Annotated in this window: 17 protein-coding genes, 1 pseudogene and 1 riboswitch; of the genes and pseudogenes, 10 read left to right on the plus strand and 8 right to left on the minus strand. The window is 54.0% G+C overall.

Annotated features, from left to right (window positions below):
* Window positions 1-17: 17 nt before the first annotated feature.
* Window positions 18-2,213: a molybdopterin oxidoreductase family protein gene (locus VE954_RS20465; protein WP_324956196.1), complete on the plus strand. Its 2,196-nt coding sequence runs from the start codon at window positions 18-20 to the stop codon at window positions 2,211-2,213.
* Between the two features lie 71 nt (window positions 2,214-2,284).
* Here VE954_RS20465 and VE954_RS20470 read toward each other — a convergent pair whose 3' ends face one another.
* From VE954_RS20470 to VE954_RS20505, 8 genes are all read right to left on the minus strand, one after another.
* On the minus strand, window positions 2,285-3,856 hold the full coding sequence (locus VE954_RS20470; RefSeq protein WP_324956199.1) for an HmuY family protein: 1,572 nt from the start codon (window positions 3,854-3,856) through the stop codon (window positions 2,285-2,287).
* Window positions 3,857-3,947: 91 nt separating this feature from the next.
* Window positions 3,948-4,997: a hemin-degrading factor gene (locus tag VE954_RS20475; RefSeq protein WP_324956201.1), complete on the minus strand. Its 1,050-nt coding sequence runs from the start codon at window positions 4,995-4,997 to the stop codon at window positions 3,948-3,950.
* The gene (locus VE954_RS20480) at window positions 4,994-5,824 is read right to left on the minus strand and encodes a heme ABC transporter ATP-binding protein (protein ID WP_324956203.1); all 831 of its coding nucleotides are present in this window, start codon (window positions 5,822-5,824) and stop codon (window positions 4,994-4,996) included. Before VE954_RS20480 ends, VE954_RS20475 begins: the two co-directional genes overlap by 4 nt.
* Entirely contained in the window at window positions 5,821-6,834 is a 1,014-nt protein-coding gene (locus VE954_RS20485; protein ID WP_324956205.1) for an iron ABC transporter permease, read from the minus strand. The genes VE954_RS20480 and VE954_RS20485 overlap by 4 nt, the downstream gene beginning before the upstream one ends.
* Before the next feature lie 3 nt (window positions 6,835-6,837).
* Window positions 6,838-7,677, minus strand: coding sequence for a heme/hemin ABC transporter substrate-binding protein (locus VE954_RS20490; protein ID WP_324956207.1), 840 nt, complete (start codon window positions 7,675-7,677; stop codon window positions 6,838-6,840).
* A complete protein-coding gene (locus VE954_RS20495; RefSeq protein ID WP_324956209.1) occupies window positions 7,674-8,261 on the minus strand; it encodes an HmuY family protein in 588 nt (195 codons plus the stop codon). Before VE954_RS20495 ends, VE954_RS20490 begins: the two co-directional genes overlap by 4 nt.
* A gap of 3 nt (window positions 8,262-8,264) precedes the next feature.
* Window positions 8,265-10,142, minus strand: a complete 1,878-nt coding sequence (locus VE954_RS20500) for a TonB-dependent receptor (protein ID WP_324956211.1) — start codon at window positions 10,140-10,142, stop codon at window positions 8,265-8,267.
* 257 nt (window positions 10,143-10,399) lie between these two features.
* Window positions 10,400-11,713, minus strand: coding sequence for an MFS transporter (locus VE954_RS20505; protein WP_324956214.1), 1,314 nt, complete (start codon window positions 11,711-11,713; stop codon window positions 10,400-10,402).
* A gap of 312 nt (window positions 11,714-12,025) precedes the next feature.
* A riboswitch (cobalamin riboswitch) is annotated at window positions 12,026-12,215 on the plus strand.
* A 123-nt stretch (window positions 12,216-12,338) separates the two neighbouring features.
* On the opposite strand from VE954_RS20505, the gene VE954_RS20510 reads away from it, so the two are divergent.
* The 9 genes and pseudogenes from VE954_RS20510 (at window position 12,339) to cobJ (ending at window position 20,717) form a co-directional block, all read left to right on the plus strand.
* Window positions 12,339-13,514, plus strand: a complete 1,176-nt coding sequence (locus tag VE954_RS20510) for a CbiX/SirB N-terminal domain-containing protein (protein WP_324956216.1) — start codon at window positions 12,339-12,341, stop codon at window positions 13,512-13,514.
* A 10-nt stretch (window positions 13,515-13,524) separates the two neighbouring features.
* A complete protein-coding gene (locus VE954_RS20515) occupies window positions 13,525-13,899 on the plus strand; it encodes a DUF3209 family protein (protein WP_324956218.1) in 375 nt (124 codons plus the stop codon).
* Window positions 13,900-13,910: 11 nt separating this feature from the next.
* Window positions 13,911-14,618: an FAD-dependent oxidoreductase gene (locus VE954_RS20520; protein WP_324956220.1), complete on the plus strand. Its 708-nt coding sequence runs from the start codon at window positions 13,911-13,913 to the stop codon at window positions 14,616-14,618.
* A complete protein-coding gene (locus tag VE954_RS20525; protein WP_324956222.1) occupies window positions 14,599-15,702 on the plus strand; it encodes a cobalt-precorrin-5B (C(1))-methyltransferase in 1,104 nt (367 codons plus the stop codon). The genes VE954_RS20520 and VE954_RS20525 overlap by 20 nt, the downstream gene beginning before the upstream one ends.
* Window positions 15,699-16,346 carry a precorrin-8X methylmutase gene (locus VE954_RS20530; RefSeq protein ID WP_324956224.1) on the plus strand — a complete coding sequence of 216 codons (648 nt, stop codon included), beginning with the start codon at window positions 15,699-15,701 and terminating at the stop codon, window positions 16,344-16,346. The genes VE954_RS20525 and VE954_RS20530 overlap by 4 nt, the downstream gene beginning before the upstream one ends.
* Window positions 16,346-17,587, plus strand: coding sequence for a precorrin-6y C5,15-methyltransferase (decarboxylating) subunit CbiE (gene cbiE, locus VE954_RS20535; RefSeq protein ID WP_324956226.1), 1,242 nt, complete (start codon window positions 16,346-16,348; stop codon window positions 17,585-17,587). Before VE954_RS20530 ends, cbiE begins: the two co-directional genes overlap by 1 nt.
* Window positions 17,584-18,360, plus strand: coding sequence for a precorrin-2 C(20)-methyltransferase (cobI, locus tag VE954_RS20540; protein WP_324956228.1), 777 nt, complete (start codon window positions 17,584-17,586; stop codon window positions 18,358-18,360). The genes cbiE and cobI overlap by 4 nt, the downstream gene beginning before the upstream one ends.
* Entirely contained in the window at window positions 18,350-19,480 is a 1,131-nt protein-coding gene (locus tag VE954_RS20545; protein ID WP_324956229.1) for a cobalt-precorrin 5A hydrolase, read from the plus strand. The genes cobI and VE954_RS20545 overlap by 11 nt, the downstream gene beginning before the upstream one ends.
* Window positions 19,477-20,717 (plus strand): annotated as a pseudogene (gene cobJ, locus VE954_RS20550) (precorrin-3B C(17)-methyltransferase). The gene VE954_RS20545 and the pseudogene cobJ overlap by 4 nt, the downstream one beginning before the upstream one ends.
* Window positions 20,718-20,725: the final 8 nt, after the last annotated feature.

The raw sequence follows: 20,725 nt of genomic DNA on the forward strand, positions 1-20,725 counted from the left end.
TCGCTGGCGGAGATCGTATGTTCAGTTTATCTGATATCAGGGAGCTGCTGCGTTCCCACGATGGAGTTTTAACCGAGGAGCTGCGGCAGAATCCCAGCCAGCTGGGTCTGGGCCAATTGCCCAAGCATCGGCAGCCGGATGCGCTGACCACGATGGTCTGCGGTTACTGTTCCACGGGCTGCAGCCTCGTGATCCATATGAAGGACGGCCAGGCGATCAGCCTGAGTCCCGATGGGCGCTATCCCGTGAATCGAGGCATGGCCTGCCCCAAGGGATGGGAGGCGCTGCGGGTTTTGGATAGTCCGGAACGGGCGGTGGTGCCTTTGCGTCGCAATGATGATGGGGGTTGGTCGGAGGTGAGTTGGGAATATGCGATCCTCACCTTTGCCAGCCGTATGAAAGCCATCCAGGAAAAACATGGGAAAGGCAGTGTCGCGTTTTTGGGAACGGGACAGATTCCTACCGAGGAATTGGCCTTTCTCGGGGCGCTGGCGAAGTTTGGAATGGGTTTTCAGCATGGTGATGGCAACACCCGACAGTGCATGGCGAGTGCGGTGGTCGCATATAAACAGAGTTTTGGTTTTGATGCTCCGCCTTATACCTATCAGGATCTGGAGGAGAGTGACACCATCGTACTGGTGGGTTCGAATCTTTGTATTGCGCATCCTATTTTGTGGGAGCGCATTACGCGGAATCCCCATCAGCCCAGGATCATTGTGATCGATCCGCGCCGAACCGAAACAGCTCAGGTGGCAACGCATCACATAGCGCCGATGCCGAAGACGGATTTGACCCTGTTCTATGGAGTGGCCCATCTGCTCATCGCCTGGGGAGCGTGGGATCAAAAATTTGTTGACGAGCACACGAATGAATTTGAAAAGTTTCGGGAGCATGTGGCGCCCTATACACCTGATGATGTCGCTCGGCAATGCGGTTTGGCCGTTGGTGAGGTTGAACAGCTGGCTCGTCTGATTGCGGACGGCCAGCGTGTTTCCTTCTGGTGGACCATGGGTGTCAACCAAAGTCATCAGGGGGTGTTGACCGCGCAGGCTTTGATAAACCTGGCGCTGATGACGGGCAATATCGGGAGGCCGGGGACTGGGGCGAATTCCATAACCGGACAGTGCAATGCCATGGGGTCGCGAATTTTTTCGAATACCGCGAGTCTTTTAGGTGGACGGGATTTTACCAATCCCGAACATCGGAAGAAGGTGGCCGATGTTTTGGATATAGCCGAGGATCGAATCCCTCATTCCAGTGGGTATGCCTATGATCAGATCATCGAGGCGATTGAACGTGGAGAGATTAAGGGCCTTTGGATTATTGCAACCAATAGCGCCCATTCCTGGGTCCAGCAGACTCGGCTGAAAAAACTTTTACCTCAATTGGATTTTCTGGTTGTGCAGGACATGTATGCAACCAGTGAAACGGCGCAGCTTGCTGACCTGGTTTTGCCGGCGGCTGGCTGGGGAGAGAAGGAGGGAACTTTCATCAACTCCGAGCGGCGCATCGGACGGGTGCGCCGCGTTTCCAAAGCTCCGGGCCAAGCCCTGGCGGATTTTTATATTTTCCGTCTGATTGCGGAGGCCTGGGGTTTGGGGCATGAATTTGCAGCCTGGAAGGATCCGGCCGCTGTGTTTAATATCATGAGCCGGCTTTCCCAAGGTCAGCCCTGTGATTTTTCACGCATCGCATCGCATGATGAACTTGGGCCTTTGGGTATCCAGTGGCCTGTGCATGATGGTGTGAATGCCACGGAACGGCGGCTCTTTGCGGATGGTCAGTTCTTTCATAAGGATGGCCGGGCACGATTTATGTTTGCGTCACCCGTGTTGCCGAGGGAGCGCCCGAGCCGGGAGTTTCCTTATATTTTGCTGACCGGTCGTGGTACATCAGCGCAGTGGCATACGGAAACACGGACCCGACAGTCGCCCATTTTGAAACGTCTCTATCGAGACGAGCCGATGATTGAGATGTGTCCGGAAGATGCCAAGCGGGAGGGATTGGAAGCTGAAGATTATGTTCAGGTGACATCAGCCTATGGCCAGGCTCGATTTCTTTGTGTGATTACCAATAAGGTGAAGCCGGGACAGGTTTTTATTCCCATGCATAAGGATGGGGTGAACCGGTTGATTCAGAGTGAGTTTGATCCGCAGTCGCGCCAGCCGTCTTATAAAATGTCGGTGGTGCAGCTGAAAAAGGCGACCGTTTAAAAAAAAGGGAATGCTCGTAAACGGAGCATTCCCTGGGGTATTGAGGGATAATGGAGTATTCCAGCGGAAGCCTAAAGTTGACTCACCTTCACGGAATAGATTCCACTTTGATAGCTTTGTATTTGAATTTTCACACACGTGGTGCCATCTCCGATGGCATAAACATGCTGCTTGGAAACCACCGTGTGGGTTATAAAATCATAATCATACCAGACATTCAAGACAGCATTGCCTGAGTAGGGTTGTGAACCCGGTGCGCCCGATGCGGGTAGCATCTCATCATACGTATAAGTTAGGTTCGCACAGCTGCTGATCGCCGCAAAGTCAGTCGATGCGGAATTATAAACGCCAACACCAAGGGTGCCGCTGGTGCCAGAGTTGGTTTGAAACTGCGTGCGTTTCACAGCGAAGAGCCAGGGTTGATCGCTGGTCGTTGTGACGAGTTGTCCTTGATCCAGTGTCAGGTAAACAGAATCCAAAGTGGATGAGGCATCAATGGTTTGCTCATGGATCACGGGTGCTGGCGGTGGCGGAACTGGTACGGAATCAGTCTGCACTTTATATACGCCAGCAGAGTAACTCAGGATCTGCATTTTATAGCAGGTGGTGCCGTCGCTGATCAGATAGACCAGTTTTTTCGAAGACACGACATGGGTGGCAGGATCATAGTTATACCAGGCATTCAAAACAGAGCTGCCGGAGTAAGGTAGGGATCCGGGTGCGCCGGAAGCTGGCAGCATTTCATCATAGGTGAACGTGGTGGCCGTGCAGCTGGTAACCTGGGCGTAATCGGTGGAATCCAAAGCCGCGACGCCGAACTGAAGAGTCCCGCTGGTTCCGGAGTTGGTCTGAAATTGAGTGCGCTTGACGGCCATCTGCCAGGTGGCATCCGCGCTGGAGGTGACCAGACGACCCTGATCGAATTTCAGATAAAGTGAGGCAGCCCCGGAAGAAGCATCAAGGGTTTGCGACGGATCGATGGCAGCAGGTGGCTCCGGTATGGCCATGGGATCGGCCACGACCTTATAGAGGCCTGACGCATAGGAAATGATCTGAAATTTGAAGCAGCTCGTTCCATCGCTAATGAGATAGACGTGTTTTTTTGAGGACACGACGTGCGTGCTGGCATCATAGTCGTACCAGCTGTTTAAGATAGCATTGCCTGAATAAGGCAGAGAGCCGGGCGCGCCGGAAGCTGGCAGCAGTTCATCAAAGGTGAGCGGACCTGCGCTGCATTGAGTAAAGCTTGCGTAGTCGCTCGTATTACTGTTGAACACACCAAAATTTTGAATGCCGCTACTGCCCGAGTTGGTTTGAAACTGGGTGCGCTTCACCGCCACTTGCCAGCTTTGGTCACTGCTGGACTTGATCAGACTGCCATTCTCCAATTTAAAATACACAAAGTCTGTCGCCGATCGAGCATCGAGTTCAAATTCATTGGTGGCCGTAACCGCTGGTGTTTCCGTTGATGGGAGCGGGTCAGCTACGGGAGAAAGGGGGCCGGTCGATTCAGATTCCGGGAGAGGATCGGCCGTGGCGCTTTGCGTTTGATCGCCAGCTTCCTGGAATGGATCCCCTTGATCCCCTGATTTTTTTCCACAACTTACTATAATTACTAGGAAAATAAGAGATATGAATTTCATGAGGTCCTCACACATGATAATGATTTTCAATATCACTTATCGGGTCTTCTTGTCAAAACTTTAGGTGTGTAAGGACCCACGGATTTTGCGCTTAGGACTGCCCCAAGGACGACAGCAACTCGCCCCAGCTGTCGGATGGCTGAGCCTCGTCTTTACGATAGCCGAAAAAGCTGAGGATCAGTTCGCCTTGGGCCGTGAAGACTTCCAGGCTGCTGATCAGTCCGAAGCGGGTTGGTTTATGCACCACGAAAACGCGATGTATGCCTTTTTCATCGATATGCAGGTTGAAGGTTGGGTCGAGGACATTCATCCAATCACCCATTCGCTTGGTGTTCATGACTTTCCCGCTATAGATTTGAATCATGCCTGGATTCCCGACAAAAGCCATCAAAGGCTCACCCTGGGCTTGAGCCTGTTCCAGGAGGTGGGCCACGGATGCTTGGCTCACTTCGCGCACGAATTCCGGTCCGGCGATGTCCATCGCCTGCAGGCGTGGGACGCGGTGTTTACGCAGCATGCTGAAGAAATCATGGGTATCCTGCAGGGCGGCCCAATCCTTGCGGAAGCCCTCGATTGCGGCGGTTTCAATCTTTCTGGCTGCTTCAGGTGCTGGCTGCGGAACGAGCTGGTCTGGTAAATCCGGACGGCTGATCCTGAGCGCCTGAACAATGGCGCGATAGGCATCCAGATCACCACCTTTCTCCAGATAAATTTTATGAACAGCAGACCCGCTGCCGTCAAAAATCTGCAGGCTGTGCAGGATGCCACGAGGATTTTGCACCTGTACGGCATAGAGATATGTCCACCGACTGGAGAACATGCGCAAATCGATGTTCTCACCGTGCACGAGACCCATAGGGCCTTGCCACGAAGCCGGAACATACTGGCCTTTGCACTCGTGAACGACGAATTCATTGCGGGTCAGGGCCATGATGGGTCCCAACGTGGGCAGCGCTGCAAAGAGCTTCTGCCAATCCGCTTGTAAAGCGACAATGGTGTCGTCATCGACCTGGCAATGGATGGCTTCCATCTCACTCACATTCAACGCCTTGGCTATATCCACGAGGCGGGCCTTGGGATTTTCTTCCTTGTAAGACACGAGGCGATCCTTCAGAACACTGGTTTGAAGACTTTGCATCATAAGCTCCGGAGTTTGGGTTCGTTAGCGAGTTGCTGATGTTGAGGGCCGAGAGTAAAGATCAACGGATGTTCGAGTCGTGGGTCATGGACGGTGTGAATTTCCACGGAAAAAACATCTCGCAGGATGGACTCACGCATCATGTCGCGCATGGGCCCGGCTCCGGCCAGACGGCCTTCCTTTAAAAAAACAATGTGATCTGCATAACGCGCGGCCAGGTTGAGATCATGGAGAATGGCAATCACGCAGACACCCTGTTCGGCCAGCTTTTTAGCTTTCAGCAGACACAGGTGTTGATACCCCGGGTCCAGGCTGGCTGTTGGTTCATCGAGAAGAAGGATACGCGGGTGCTGCGGATGGTCCTCCCAAATTTGCGCCAGGATGCGCGCTGTCTGCACTCTTTGCAGCTCGCCGCCTGATAGAAATTGCGTGCTGCGATCGTTAAGATGTTTCACACTGCATTCGGCCAGCGCCTCCTGCACAATGTGTTGATCGTGGTGATCCAGCGCAGCACGCTTCTTATGCGGATAGCGTCCCATCAAGACAAGTTCCGCCACATCCATTGGAAAGGCTACGGGATGGGATTGCGACAGGACGCCGCGAAACAGAGCCATATCCTGTGTCGACCAGTTTTGTAAATCCTTGCCGTGCAACTCAATCATGCCTGATGTGGGCAGCATTTCCTTGGAGCACAGCCGCAAGAATGTGGACTTACCCGCTCCGTTCGGCCCCAGAACGACTGTCAACTGCCCGGCCGGCATTTCCACGCTAATATCCTGAAGCAGAAAGCGGGAATTCTTCACATAGCTGACGTTATTCCATCGAATCATGGGTTCATTCTCCGTGCGCTGCGTTGGAGCAAATACAGAAAATAGGGAGCACCTATCGAAGCTGTCACGACACCAAGCGGCAATTCCAAGGGAGCCGCCACAGTTCTGGCGATAATGTCCGAGGCCAGCAGAAGACAGCCGCCAAAGATGAGGCTGGTGGGGAGAAGCCTTTGATGATCAGCTCCCAGCCAGAGTCTTAACAGATGGGGAACGACCAGTCCCACAAAGCCAATGACACCGGTAAAAGCTACCGAAGCACCGACGGCGAGAGACACACAGACCAGTATTAGTCGTTTTTGTTTTTCCACGGGAAAGCCTAAGAATTGCGCTTCCTGCTCGCCGAGGAGCATGGCATTTAGCGAGCGACCCATCCAAGGTAGAATCAGGATAGCCGGCAAGGAGAAGACTGCGATGCAAAGAACCTGTGACCAGGTGGCTGTCCCCACACTTCCCATATTCCAAAATGTTATGCTACGCAGCTGAGCATCGTCAGCGATGAACGTAATAAAACCGGTTCCTGCACCGGCGAGACTGGTAATCGCCACACCAGCCAAAAGCAAAAGGGCGGTATTGGTTTGCCCTGATTGTCGAGCCAGTCCGTAGAGCCAGAGTGAAGTGAGAAGACACCCCACAAAGGCTCCCGCCGCAATCATGGATTCCGCCCAGGCCGGATGCAAAAAAGACAGAAAACTATGTTGGGCGATGATGATAATGGCGGCGAAAAGTGCGGCGCCTGACGTCATGCCCAGGAGACTGGGCGAGGCCAAAGGATTGCGCAAAAGACCTTGCAGGCAAACGCCGGTCAAAGCCAGAATTCCACCGACCAAAAAAGCCATCGCTGCGCGCGGCAGACGCAGATCCCAGATGATCATGGCCTGAGCCGGTTCCAGATGACTGAAATTCTCCCAAGGAATCGATACAGCACCCATTTTGATGGACGCCACGACCAGAACCAGGGCCAGGACAAAACCAGCCAGTAAAGTCACTGTGTAGCGTACCGAGGGTTTCATAGGTTATTTCCTTGCAAGATACAGTTCATCCATGAGCTGGAGCGCGGCCTTGCCCAGGCGAGGCCCCATACCCAGTAAAAAGAGATCTTCCATCACAACCAAGCGCTTCTTTTGAAAGGCCGGAGTCATAGCCAGGCCAGGCAGTTTCCAAACAGCTTCCAGGCCACCGACACCGGCGATGCCATCCTTGGTCATGAGAATGACATCCGGTGCTGCCGCCACCGCGGCTTCAGGTGTTAAACCCTTGTACTCGTTGAATCCCGTGAAGGCGTTTTTACCGCCAGCGAGTTCAATCATGCTGGCTGCTGCCGTATGATCACCCGAGACCTGCAGGACTTTGGCTCCGCGTGCATAGATGAACATCACCTTCAATGGTGTTTTGATTTCCATCCGACGCATCTGCAAGGCTTGCAGATCTTTATCCAGGTCCTGGAGAAGATTCTTCGCCTCGGCTTTTTTGTCGAGAATATCGCCCAGTGCCGTGATGCGGGCTTTCGCGGCGTCCACGGTGATGCCACCGTCGACCGCCTGAAACTTAATACCGGTCACTTTCACTTTTTCAATCACACTGTCAGGACCGGCACTGGCTGTGGCAAGGACCAGGTCCGCTTTCTGCGCAATCAATCCTTCGGCATTCAAAGACCTGGCATACCCGACCTGGGGCAGCTTTGTCAGCGAGTTGGGATAAAGGCTTGAACTATCCGTGGCCACGATATTCTCACAATAGCCGAGGGCGCATGCGGTCTCGGAAACGTTGCCACCGATTGTGATAAGGCGCCGGGCATCTTTGGCACTGGACAGAGTCGAGATCAGACCCAGAGTTACCATTAGAAGTTTGTTCATGGTTCCACCTCTTTCAATTCCTGGAATTCGAAGTTTAAATAAGCTGGAAGTCGGGCGGCGTTATAGTAGTCCAGGATTTTTAATTTGAAGTGGCGGCCTTCATTCGTTTCGATCCCATAAACGAGGCCACGGCTGCTGACGACATGAGTGTTGATGTCATAGGCATACCAGGCAGGATCCTTGTGAAAGGCGAGGCCGGTTGTCTCGACAGCTGCAGGATCCGTGGAAGGCTGGTCGATCTCATAGCCTTCTTTCGGTGCCACATCAATCGCGGCAAAGTCCTTGGTGATGACCTGCATTTTCACATTGGCGCCATTCATTTTGATGCTGGTGCGTTTGAAGGCCAGATCCCAGCTGCTGTTGGCAGACAAGTCCGCGGCTGCAATAAAAGTTGCCGAGTCGAAATCAAAGCCAACCCAATCGGTCCGACTGGTCGCGTCGACTTCAATCGCTTGGGTTTGTCCGGCCGCTTCGAGAGGCGTAAAAGCTGACTCTTCCTGAACGGGATCCGACTTGTCTTTGCTTTGCGCGCAACCGACAAGGCCAAGAGCAAGTATTAAACTTATGGTTTGACAACGATTCATGTTTCAGTCCTTTCTTTCGAGCTGATGATTCCAATTCAGAGTCAGGATATAGCTGCGCGGTCGCACCTGGAGGATGCGATCCTCCCAGCTGTTGGTAAGATTTTCGATTGTGAGTCCACTCGACCAGGTTGGGTTCCAGTCGTAGAGGGTTCCTGCGCTGGCGACATGGGCACGGGGCGTTTTCCGGGCGTCGCCATTCGTATAATAATACTGGGGACCCATCCAACGGGAACTGAAATGCAGCCGCCAATCATCGGTAAGCGAAAGCCGATTGATCTGGAGCGCCACGGTATCCCGGGAACGAGCCTCAAGGGCTTGATCGGTAGACCGGTCACGCGCATCCAGGTATTGATAGCTGACCATCGTATCCACAGATGTCTCGCTCCATCGCCACGAAATATCCGCGCCTCGGGTGCGAGCTTCGGCAACGTTACCATATGTGTAATGGATCACGCCTTCGCCTTGTTCTGCCAGTTGAGTCGCCTGAATCAGATTGGAAATATCGTTCTGGAAGAGGTTGGCACTCACCGAATGATGGGGATTGAAGCGATGATCGACGGCGAACTGATAACTTTTTGAGGTTTCAGGCTGCAGCCCCTCGTAGCCAATCACATCATAGCCCACAGAAAGATTTTCAAAGCGCAGATAGAGTTCTTTAAATGCAGGGGCACGATAGCCTTCTCCGTACGACGGGCGAAGGATGGTGTTCTCAGTCAAGGCATAGCGGAGGGCGAATTTCCCAGAGGCATGGTCACCGAACTGGCTGTCGTCATCCAGACGGAAACCGGGAACCAGAGTCCAATTCGAACCGAGCGACCATTCATCCTGGCCAAAGAGAGATGTGCGCTGGCGCTGGACGTGATCGCTTTTCAGACGATCGGATGCGAGATATTCCTGGATATGCGTCAAGCCCCAGGTCAGGAGATGCTGGCTGGTCAGCTCATGCTGATAGGTCAGCGTGTGTTCCTGGAGTTTTTCCCGGGTTACCTCCTTGGTATTCTCCGATTTCTGTAGGCGGGCGACGGTTCTATAAATATCGTCATATTGCTGAAACTGGGAATCCAATTTGAGTATGGAGCCATTATCAAAACGTTTTTCTGGACTCAGTTGGAGGCTGAGTCGGCTCGTTAGATTCTTGCGATCCCAGATGGCCCCGGCTGCGGACACGTCCGTACCTTCGATGGTATTGCTTTGATACCCGAGGCGCGCTTTCAAAGCCCAATCGGAAGCGATATCCCAGTTATGCTGTGATGAAATTTCCGAGAGTTGTGTGCCGCTGAAATGGGTGGCAGGACTGCTGGTCCGGCGCCAGGGCTCCAGTTTTGAAATGCTGGCGTTGAACGTATGATCATTTGTGTCACCGACAAAACTGACTTGACCACCTAGGGCTGTTTCCTTGTCCGTTCCCCAACGCAGGCGAAGATCCTGGCTGCTCTTGCGGGGGCGACGCAAAATTACGTTCACCACACCACCGATCCCGTCTGAACCATAGAGGGACGAGACGGCGCCTCGGACAATTTCCACGCGTTCAATCTGGTCCAATGCAATGGATTCCAGGTCAAAACTTTCGCCGACTTTTCCTGTCACGCGCTGACCATCGATCAGGATCAAAACATATTTACTATCAAGTCCCTGCAGGCGAATGGTTTGTCCCCGAATCGCTGGAACCACTTCGACTCCAGGCTGTTCGGCCAGAACATCGGCAAGGGTTTGCTTCCCCATTTTGCGGGCATCCTCGATGGGAATACTGTCCGTCGGGATAGGGGAATCCCATGAACCATGCTGGCTGCGGGTCCCTGTGACCACGACAATTTCGCCTTTTTCGGTGGCTCGCAGCTCCCCCGCGTGGAGCGTAACAGGCTGTAATAATAGTAATATCATTGATTTCTGCACAAGAACATCCCGCCCGGGTCCAGCCCGCTAGATAATTGTGATAATCAATATCATTATCAATATCGGTTGGAAAGGGCAAAGCTTGAGCACTTTTTTGAACAAAGCTTCATTATGCCGGCTTGGAAAGTTTTATTAGGGACTTGGGAAAATTTTGGGGCACAGGGGGTGAGCCGGAGTCATGCACTATGAATTCAGTCGAATTTTTAGGAGGGGATCCACTGGCCGATGCCAGTGGATGCGAGTCGCTAGGATTCCACAGCGGCTCGATAAGCGAGAGCTGCTTCGGGGGAGCGACGAGGTTCTCTTTGACGAACGAAAAGGGCAAGGCCCGAGAGGACAGTCGTGGCAAAACCGAGATACAAAAGGGCAGTGGGCCAGGCGATGCCACCTCCAAATAAAAGGCCGGTGGCGATAGCACCGACGTTGCCACCGGCACCGACGAGACCAGCGACGGGACCGAGTGCTTTGTTTTGGATAAAGGGAACGACAGCGTAGGTGGCGCCGCAGGCCATCTGACAGAAGAGGCTAAAGACGAGCATGAGGCCGATCGCGGAGCCGAGTGTGGACATTTGGGCGAAGCCGATGAGTGAGAGACCTTCGCCAAGGATCACCAGGGCGAGCCAGGACACACGACCATTGAGTCCGCGGCGTCGACCCCAGACATCGCCGAGATAGCCACCCAGCGCTCGCGAGAAAATATTCATCATACCGAACGAGGCCGCGGCAAAACCCGCCGTCTGAATATTGAGCTGAAAATAATCGATGAAATAAAGGGCCGCAATATTATCGATGGTAAGTTCCAGGCCGAAGCAAAGCCCATACATGAGAGCTAAAATCCACACGCGGTAATCCCGCAAAGCCAGAGAAAAATTCTGTGAAGTTTTCTGCGGGGGCGGCAGCCGCCCTTCACGACGCAGGTCGATCAAGTCACCATCGGGTGTGTCCTGCGTAAAACGATAGTAGAGAATCCCCATGATACAGCACAAGATTCCCACCACGATCATCGACAGACGCCACGAGAGAGACTGGGAAAAGCCAAGCATCATGATACCTGCAAAGAGAAGCGGCATGACCAGATGAGTTGCACCGCCGCCCATATTGCCCCAACCCGCGGTGATGGCGTTCGCTGTTCCGACAATGCGCGAACTGAACATCTGCGTTGTATGATACTGGCTGATGACAAAGGAAGCCCCGATCGCACCAATGGCTACGCGCGCCATCAGGAAGGTTTCATAAGTATGAGTGAAAGCAATGGCGATGACGGGGATGGAACCGAGGATCAAAAGCCCAGCATAGAGACGACGTGGACCGACGCGCTCCAGCAGCCCACCCATCAGGAGGCGAAAGATGATCGTAATGGCAACTGAACCCGTGATGATATGTCCGATCTGTGATTTCGATAACTGCAATTCCTCGCGAATGACGCCCATCAACGCTGCGGACCCAAACCAGGCAAAGAAGCACAGAAAAAAGGCCATCCAGCTCATGTGGAAGGCGCGCATGGGCGCCGAACGAAAATCCCAGAAGGATATGGAATCAGCCTGATGATGCGACAACATACATGCTCCTCTTTGCTTGATGATCCGGACACGCTGTTTAAGAAACGTGATTTAGGTCGGGATATCCAGTCATTCCCGACGCGAAACACCCAGGTTTTTCGCTTCGTAATGGTAGGGAAAGAGGAAGGTCCTACCGACTCGTCCACTGCGCGAGCATGCTATGCAAAGGAGGCGGTTGCGGGAATTCTTTATTCAATGACGCTGGGAAATCCCACCATCCATCGACGCGGGTAAGTCGAACCGAGCTGAATGAATAAACCGCAGGAGAAAGGAATTGACAAGAATGGAGGCCAGTGAAATAAACGCCATGCGTATAGTCGCATAGCTTTGGGTTTCCGCAAGGAAGAGAAGGGAAGACGGTGAAAGACCGTCGCGGTCCCGCCACTGTAAGTAGTTAGACGCCACCAGGACCACTCAGTTTTCTGGGGAAGGAGGGGGCGGCGCCGGACACACGACCGGCTTCACTACAAGCCAGGAAACCTGCCCAAAGTGCACAAAATTCAAAACGTCCTCGGGGTCTGGGAGGTTTTGGCAGGAGCTTGTCCGCCAAGCGCGTTCTTGCCTTATCTACATACAGATAGCAGTGGAACTGTCAGCCTGATTTCGGGACTGGGGAGCCGTGCTTATGAGCTTTGCGACCGTGATCGTCGGACACGGGAGTCGCGATGCTGAAGCCGAAGCCGCGTTTTTGCAGTGGATGGATCTTTATCGATCCCTGCATCCGCACCGGATCTTTGCGCATGCATTCCTGGAATTGAGTCCGCCTTTTGTCGGCGATGTTTTGCGCGAGCAAGCCACGGAGGCTGATAATATTGTGGTCGTGCCGCTGAGTCTTTTGCCAGCCGCCCACGTAAAGAATGATATCCCGCTCGCTCTTACGGCTCTACGTCGGGACTTTCCCCAGCAGAATTTTACCGTAACACAGCCGCTGGGATTGCACGCGGCCTTGATTCAGGCCCTGCAGCAGCAGATTAAAAATGAACCTGATTTTGATCCGAAAGAGTGGACTCTGCTCGTCGTGGGGCGAGGGGCCAGCGATCCTGATGCCAATGGGCAGCTTTACCAGATCGCGCGCGTGTTGGCCGAAAGCGTGGGCATTCGGCAGCTGGAGTTGGGCTTTATTGGTATCACCTGGCCCAAGGTCGAGGACGTTCTGCAGCGCCTGGCTCGGCTGAAACCGAAAGGGGTCCTTATGGTCCCCTATCTGCTGTTTCCTGGCATTCTTGCCACCAAAATCGCGCAACTCTTCGATACATTTCTGGACCAGCATCCCTGGATATCCGGGGCACGAGTCCGGCCTTTGGGTGTCACAGCCGCTCTTTGCGAGGCTGTTGAGGATCGTATTGCCGAAGCGCGAGGGTCGCCTCGGTATGCTTTGCCTTGCGTCACCTGTCAGTACCGGGTTCCACTGGGGACTTTGCAGGAGCAGGTGGGTGGACTAAAAAGTTTGCTCTGGAGTCTGCGGCATCAGGCCACGCATCAGCAGGGCAAACCGCATCAGCATGCCCATGCAGCCATGAAAAAGCACATCCTGATTTGCACAAATCATGATTGCAATAGCAAGGGTGCCACCGTGATCGCGGAGCAGCTGCAGCGCGATCTGCGAAAAAAATCCTTGCACCGAGACTTTAAGGTGACCCGCACCAGCTGCCTCGGACGCTGTGGGGAAGGGCCAACGGTGGCTGTGTACCCCGACGGGATTTGGTATCGCAACTTTCAACAGGACGATGTGCCGACTTTGGTCGATGAGCATTTGCTCAAGGATCGATTGCTCAGTGAGCGTATCGATTCCATTTTATAAGGAGAACGAAATGGCTTGTCATGAAATCGCAGCCCTGCGCCTGGGAATGATGCGTATTCTAGGAATTCAGGATCCCGGCCTCGTGGAACATGAACTGGCTGAATTGGGCGACGCCGGTGAAAAGCCCGGGCCTTTGAAAATGCTGAGCCAGGCCAACGATATGCGCAGCCTGAACTACGCGTTCGAGCTGGCTCGCACAGACCTGGAAGATCGGTTGAGCCGTATGAACGCCGCTGATCCTGAGCGGAGCTATGTGCAGACGCTGGCTGTGCTCAACAAGAAAATTGAATCCGATCTGACCAATCTTTATAACTACTATTCTCAATTCTTTGAAGATCTGGAGCAGGTCCACGATCACATGCACGTCATTTACCCAGCTGAATAAAGAGGGAAGCCATGGCGGAACCCCGACACGCGCGCGTGCTGGCCGATCTTTCAGATGAAGAGAGTGGAGCGCTTCTGGCTTTGCAGCTGGAGGGTCATCCGGAAATCGTCCTGCAGGGCGGCCGTTATATTATCATCAATACCGGCCTGGAAAACGCCGAAGGTAAATTGATCAAGCGCGCTTATAGCCTGTTTGCACCCAAGCCTGAAGCCCAGCAATTTTTTCTGGCCGCTGCCCCTGTAGCTGATGGAATAGCGTCCGGTTATCTGGCGTCTTTGAAGGCCGGCGATGTCATCACATTTTCCGGTCCATGGGGACGTTTCCATTGGCCAGCTGAAGCCGAGGAGGACAAGATGCTGGCTTTTGCGTTTGGGAGCGGCATTACGGGTGTTCTGAGTTATATCGCGACTCTGCCGCACGGCTGTGCCGTGGAATTTTATTGGTATAAGGATGAGTACAAAGGCCTCGTCAGCGAGGACATCGTGCGGGAATGTGCGGCGCATGTCGAACTCGAACTCCATCACCGGGACATGCGCGATGATCCGATTCTGGATCTGCACGCCATGGACGCTAAAACCCGTTTTGTAGCCGCTGGTGAAGGCACCCGTATTGATCGCTGCGTGAGCTTTTTGAAAGGGTGCGGGTACCCCGAAAGTCAAATACAGACCGATATTTTTTATCGTAGTCAGGACCAGAGCGATGCAAAAGCAGACCGGTGATAAACCTCTGCGCAGTGGATTCACCACGGGAGCGTGTGCGGCCGCAGCCGCTCGTGCCGCCAGTCAGTTTTTTCTGCGAGGGGTCCCCTTGCAGGAAATCGAAAGCATACTCCCCAACCGCCAGACGGTGCGTTTCGCCCTGAATCGCTGTCAATGGGATGAAGGTTTTGCGCTGACCAGTATCATCAAGGATGGGGGAGATGATCCGGACTGTACCCATGGGGCCGAGATTATAGCGCGGGTTCGGCTGCATCATGAGAGCGATCTCAAAATATATGGTGGCGTCGGCATCGCTCGTGTCACCAAACCCGGCCTCGGATTGGATGTGGGCACTTCGGCCATCAATCCTGTTCCCAGGCAGAATATAGCCGAGATGGTGCGACTTGAACTGGACGACAGCATTTATCGCGGGGCAGATGTAGAAATATCCTGTCCCGATGGGGAAGAACGCGCGAAAAAAACCCTGAATGCCCGTCTGGGTTTGCTGGGTGGCATTTCGATACTGGGGACCACCGGGATTGTCTTGCCTTATTCCACGTCAGCCTTCATTGCCAGTATCGTGCAAGCCATTCAGCTGGCCGAGGCCGAGGGGCAGAGGCAGCTGGTGTTTACCACCGGGGGACGGTCGGAACAGTATGCGATGCGGCTTCTCCCGCATCTGCCGGAATGCTGCTTTATCCAGGTCGGCGATTATGTGGGCATTGCCCTGCGCAATTCCGTGCGTTGCCACATGGAAGGCGTGCACATCGTCGGTATGATGGGCAAGCTTTCGAAGATGGCCGATGGCCGCATGATGACCCATGCCTCGGCGTCGGAAGTGAACATGGAACTGCTGGCATCGATTGCTGCCGAACACGGCAGCCCGATCGCAATCCAGGAGCAAATCCGCGCCGCCAACACCGCCCGTCATGTCCTCGAAATCTGCCAGGCGCATGACCTGGAAAAAATGCCGAGTATGATCTGCACCCGAACCCGCAGCATTTGTGAAAAATTCGCCCGTGAAAAACTTTGGGTCGAAGTCACGATGGTGGATTTCGATGGCAAAACTCTGGGCTTTGATGACATGCGAAAGGAGCCGTCATGAGCGATATGCGCCAGATGACCGAACAGGGTCGTCGCATTGAAACCGATAGTTTTGCCATTATCGACAGTGAAGTCGGAGTCCACAGCTTTCCTGCTGCGGAGTGGCAGATTGTAAGGCGTGTGATTCACGCCACGGCTGACTTTGAATTCAAGGAACTGATGGCTTTTCATCCGCAAGCGGTTGCTTCAGGGGTCGCAGCCTTACGTCGCGGTTGTCCTTTGGTGCTTGATGTTCAGATGATCGAAGCCGGCCTGAACCAGGAACGCATGAAACATTTTGGTTGTCAGACCTATTGCAGTATTTCGGATCCGGATGTGATCGCGCGCGCCAAGGAACTCAATAGCACGCGGGCCATTGAATCGATGCGCAAGCTCCACCTGCTCGGTAAACTTGAAGGTTCGATCCTAGCCGTCGGCAATGCTCCCACGGCCTTGCTGGAGGTGCTGCGGCTTATCGATCAGGAGGATGTTCGTCCTGGTTTGATCATAGGGGTGCCGGTTGGGTTTGTCTCTGCCGCGGAATCAAAAGAGTTGTTGACCCAGAGCGCCGTGCCATGGTTGGCCGCGCGCGGCAGGAAAGGCGGCAGCACGATCGCAGTGGCTATCCTTCATGCGCTCTTTGCTTTGGCCGTGGAGGCATCCTGATGAGACAGCCAGCCGTGATTGTGATTGGGATCGGCGAGGATGGATGTCTCGGACTTTCCAGCCGCGCGTACAACTGCATTCGCCAGTCGCAGATTCTGGTCGGTGGACAACGGCAACTGGATTTTTTCAATGACTATCCGGGGCGGCGCGTCGTACTCGCAAAAAAGGTCAAGGATACCCTGGAAGGTTTGCGCGATGAATCCGGGGATCATAACATCGTTATCCTGGCTTCGGGTGACCCTCTCTTTTACGGCGTTGGCAGCCTGGCTGTGAAAATATTTGGGGCTGAATTCTGCGGTTTTATTCCCCAGCCCAGTTCCATGCAATTGGCTTTTGCGGCTGCCGGCCTTTCGTGGTCAGATGCCACGTGTCTCTCGGTCCATGGTCGATCCATCGAGGGCCTCTGCCAGAAGATGCGGCGCCTCAGCAAGGTCGCGTTGCTGACCGATCAGGAGAATTCTCCGGTTCGTGTGGCGCTTCACTTTAAGGAATATCATGATGCGCAGTGGGATGCTGTGCTTTGTGAAAACCTGGGTGGCACCGAGGAGCGGGTTCGGCGCTTGAATCTGGAAGAGCTGAGTCAGCTGACCGATGTATCGCCCTTGAACGTACTGATTCTGACCCGGCACGCGAACTGGCGTTGCCCGCCCGCTTTTGCTTCAGAACCCGAGGAAGCCTATGCGCGCCGCATCCCGAAACTTGGCCTCATTACCAAACGGGAAATTCGTGTCCTCTCTCTGGCCGCGCTCCAGCTTCCATCCCATGCGGTAGTTTGGGATATCGGCGCCGGGTCCGGATCGGTCTCCATCGAAGCCTCACGCATTGCAAACGAAGGCCGGGTCTTAGCCATCGAATGCGAAGAGGAAAGCCAAGGCTTCTGTGCTGAAAATATTCTCAAACACGGAGCCGATAATGTGCGGCTCATCGCCGGGGAAGCTCCCGCGGCTTTGGAAGGTCTCGATAGCCCGGATGCTGTTTTCATCGGCGGATCCAAGGGCAAGCTTGATGCCTTGATCCAGTTCGTCTGGCAACGACTCAATCCCGGTGGACGACTGGTCATCAACGCTGTGACCATGGAAAACGTCAGCCAAACCGTGAATACATTGAACGGCATGGGCCTGACTTACGATGTGAACCTGGTTCAGATCGCTCGCAGTTCACTCCTGGCCGGCAAATATCACCGCTACGAAGCGCTGAATCCCATCCATATTTTTTCACTGAGCAAGGATATATCCCTATGAAAACGGGCAAACTCATCGGTATCGGTTTGGGGCCTGGCGCCAGCGATCTTATTACGCTCCGGGCGCTGCGGCATCTGCACACGCTGCCCGTTTTAGCCATTCCCAGGCCGAATCCATGGACACCGTCCCTGGCGTTTCGCATTATCAAGGAACACCTCTTAACGGATAACGGTCAGGAACATCTGTTTCTGGAATTTCCGATGAGCCGTGATCCCGAGATTCTGATTCCAGCCTGGACCAAAGCCTTTGCTGCGATCCGGAGCCGGCTTGAGGCGGGCCTTGATGTTGGATTCGTAACGCAAGGTGATCCCTTTGTCTTTAGCACCTTTATTTATGTCTATGAATCCTTGAAAGCGGATATTCCGGGCCTGGACGTCGAGATGGTCCCTGGTGTGAGTTCCATCAATGCCGTGCCGAACGTCGCCGGGCGACCTTTGGTGGACGGGCAGGAGCGTCTGGCGGTGATACCAGCGACCTATGGCATCGAGGATCTGCGCAGTATCTTGCGCAGCTTTGATTCCGTGGTTCTAATGAAGGTTTCGAGCATCATGCCGCAGATCGTCCAGGTTCTTGAAGAGGAAAATCTGTTGGAATGCTCAGTCTATGTGGAGAAAGCCACCACCGAAGACCAGCGGATCATTCATGATCTGCGCAGCATACGCAATGACCGTTGCGTGTATTTTTCCATGGTGGTCGTCACGAAAAAGCATCGCAATGGCATTCTGCGTGGTGATGCCCCGAAATCCGAGCGGGAGGCTTTGCATGTCCAGTAAAAAGAAACTGGCCATTCACGCCATCACGCGTCACGGTTTTGCCCTGGCGCAAAGACTCCAGGCAGCTTTTCCTGATAGCACCCTCTATGTATCGAATAAAATTTCGCAGGAAGAAAAGCCCGGCGTTGTTCCGGTGAAGTTGCCGCTGGGCCCCCTACTCGAAGACGTCTTCCATGCCTATGAAACGCATGTTTTTATAATTAGCGTCGGCGCTGTCGTGCGCATGATCGCTCCGCATCTTCGCGATAAAAAACAGGACCCCGCTGTGGTCTGTATCGACGATGCCGGGCAGTTTGCGATCTGCCTCCTGTCAGGGCATGTAGGCGGTGGCAACCGTGAGACTTTACGGATAGCCTCGGCCCTTTCGTGTCAGCCGATTATCACCACAGCTTCAGATGTGCAGGGAACCCTGACCGTTGATATTCTGGGCCGCGAGCTGGGCTGGGTGCTTGAGGACCAGGATCATAATGTGACAACCGGCTGTGCGGCCGTGGTGAACGAAAGGCCGGTACTGATCGTTCAAGAATGTGGGCAACCCGATTTTTGGCCTTTGAAAAAATCCTGGCCGCCCGGTGTTGCCTACACGCGGGATATCGATACGGTGGACCCGCAACCTTGGGATCATATCCTGATCATATCGGATCGGGATATTCCCCGGATTTATCCCGACATCTATGCGAAAGGCCTTGTTTTTAGGCCTCCCACGTTATGGATCGGTATCGGCTGCGACCGCGATGCGCCTTATGAACTGCTGAAGCGTGGTCTGCAATCCTTATTACAGGAATTCAGGCTTTCGGAAAAATCCATAGCCGGATTGACCAGCGTTGATGTCAAAGAGGATGAGCCAGGACTTTTGCGGCTGTGTGCGGACTATGGAAAGACCTTGAAAGTTTTCAGTGCCGATTCTCTGGATCGCGTGGGGCCGATCCAGAATCCGTCGGAAAAAGTACGGGAACACGTTGGTACCCGTTCCGTTTCCGAAGCCTCGTGTCTTTTGGCTGCCGGGGCTTCGGATCTTTTGGTACCGAAACAGAAATATGGCGAAGCCGGCATCAAGCAGAAGATGACTCTGGCCATCGCCAGGCAGCCTTTTGCAACGCGCGAAGGAGTCTCGGGATGAGTGATCACGGCAAACTCTGGATTATCGGCATTGGACCCGGGGCGCATGACTTGATTGCTCCCCGAGCGCTCGCAGCCCTCGAAGAAGCCGAACTGGTGGTCGGTTATCAAACCTATATGACCCTGGTCCGTAAACTCATCAAGGGCAAGGACAAGATTCGCACAGGCATGACTGAGGAAATCGGTCGCGCACGGGCCGCTGTGGATGCGGCGCGATCGGGTCGCAAGGTGGCGGTGATTTCATCCGGTGATTCCGGTGTCTATGGGATGGGGTGTCTGGTTCTGGAAGTCCTGAAGGAAATCGGCTGGAAACAGGGGGAATCCCCCGAGGTGGCTTTGATTCCCGGTATTACGGCCTTGAATGCCTGCGCCTCGCTGGTGGGAGCTCCGCTGGGACATGACGCTTGCATGATTTCCTTGAGCGATCTTCTCACGCCCTGGGAGCTGATTGAAAAACGCATCCAGCATGCGGCGGCCGCTGATTTTGTCATCGGCTTTTATAATCCAGCCAGCGGTCGTCGGCAAAGGCAGATTGCCCGAGCTCGTGAAATCCTGTTGGAACATCGGCTGTCCACCACACCGGTGGCTCTGGTGAAAAGCGCCTATCGTTTTCGCCAGGAAATCGTACACACCGATCTGAATTCCATGCTGGACTATAACATCGGGATGCTCACGACTGTTCTGGTCGGATCCACGCAAACCTATTGTTACGAAGGACTGATGATCACACCACGTGGTTATCGCAATAAATATGATTTGGACAGCAGCGCGGTCCGTCCGGGCCAGACGCCAGGGCATTCGCTGACTGTTCCCCTTTCCGAGGTGCAAAGACCATGGCTCAAGTCGGCCGGCTCGTCGGAGCCATCATCGCTGTAAGTGGGGAAGATATTTATCTGGTCGGTGATTGCAAGGAACCTTGTGACTTTCATCGATACGGTCTGGAAAATCCGGCGGAACGTAACGTCCTGGAACAGCCTTATATCAAGCTGCAAAAGCGTGGCGCGTTTCAGATCGAAGGGCAAAAACTCCATATCGCGTTGGAAGGAGAAGCCCTGCCGCAGTTGCTGGTGGATACCTTTCTCATCTTTCGCAATGGTTCGGTTAGTGAAAGGCTTTGGCGTCTTTGTCTGCAGTATAGTCCTGAGCCCATCGACGGCTTGATTGATGCGGACTGGCTCCGGCACACGCCGCGCGGCGTCTGGGAAATCGTACGGGATACCATTTTACGTTGTTCATGAGGTGAACC

Origin of the sequence: Oligoflexus sp., assembly GCF_035638955.1 — a bacterium.
In the GTDB taxonomy this organism is placed as follows: Bacteria; Bdellovibrionota_B; Oligoflexia; order Oligoflexales; family Oligoflexaceae; genus Oligoflexus.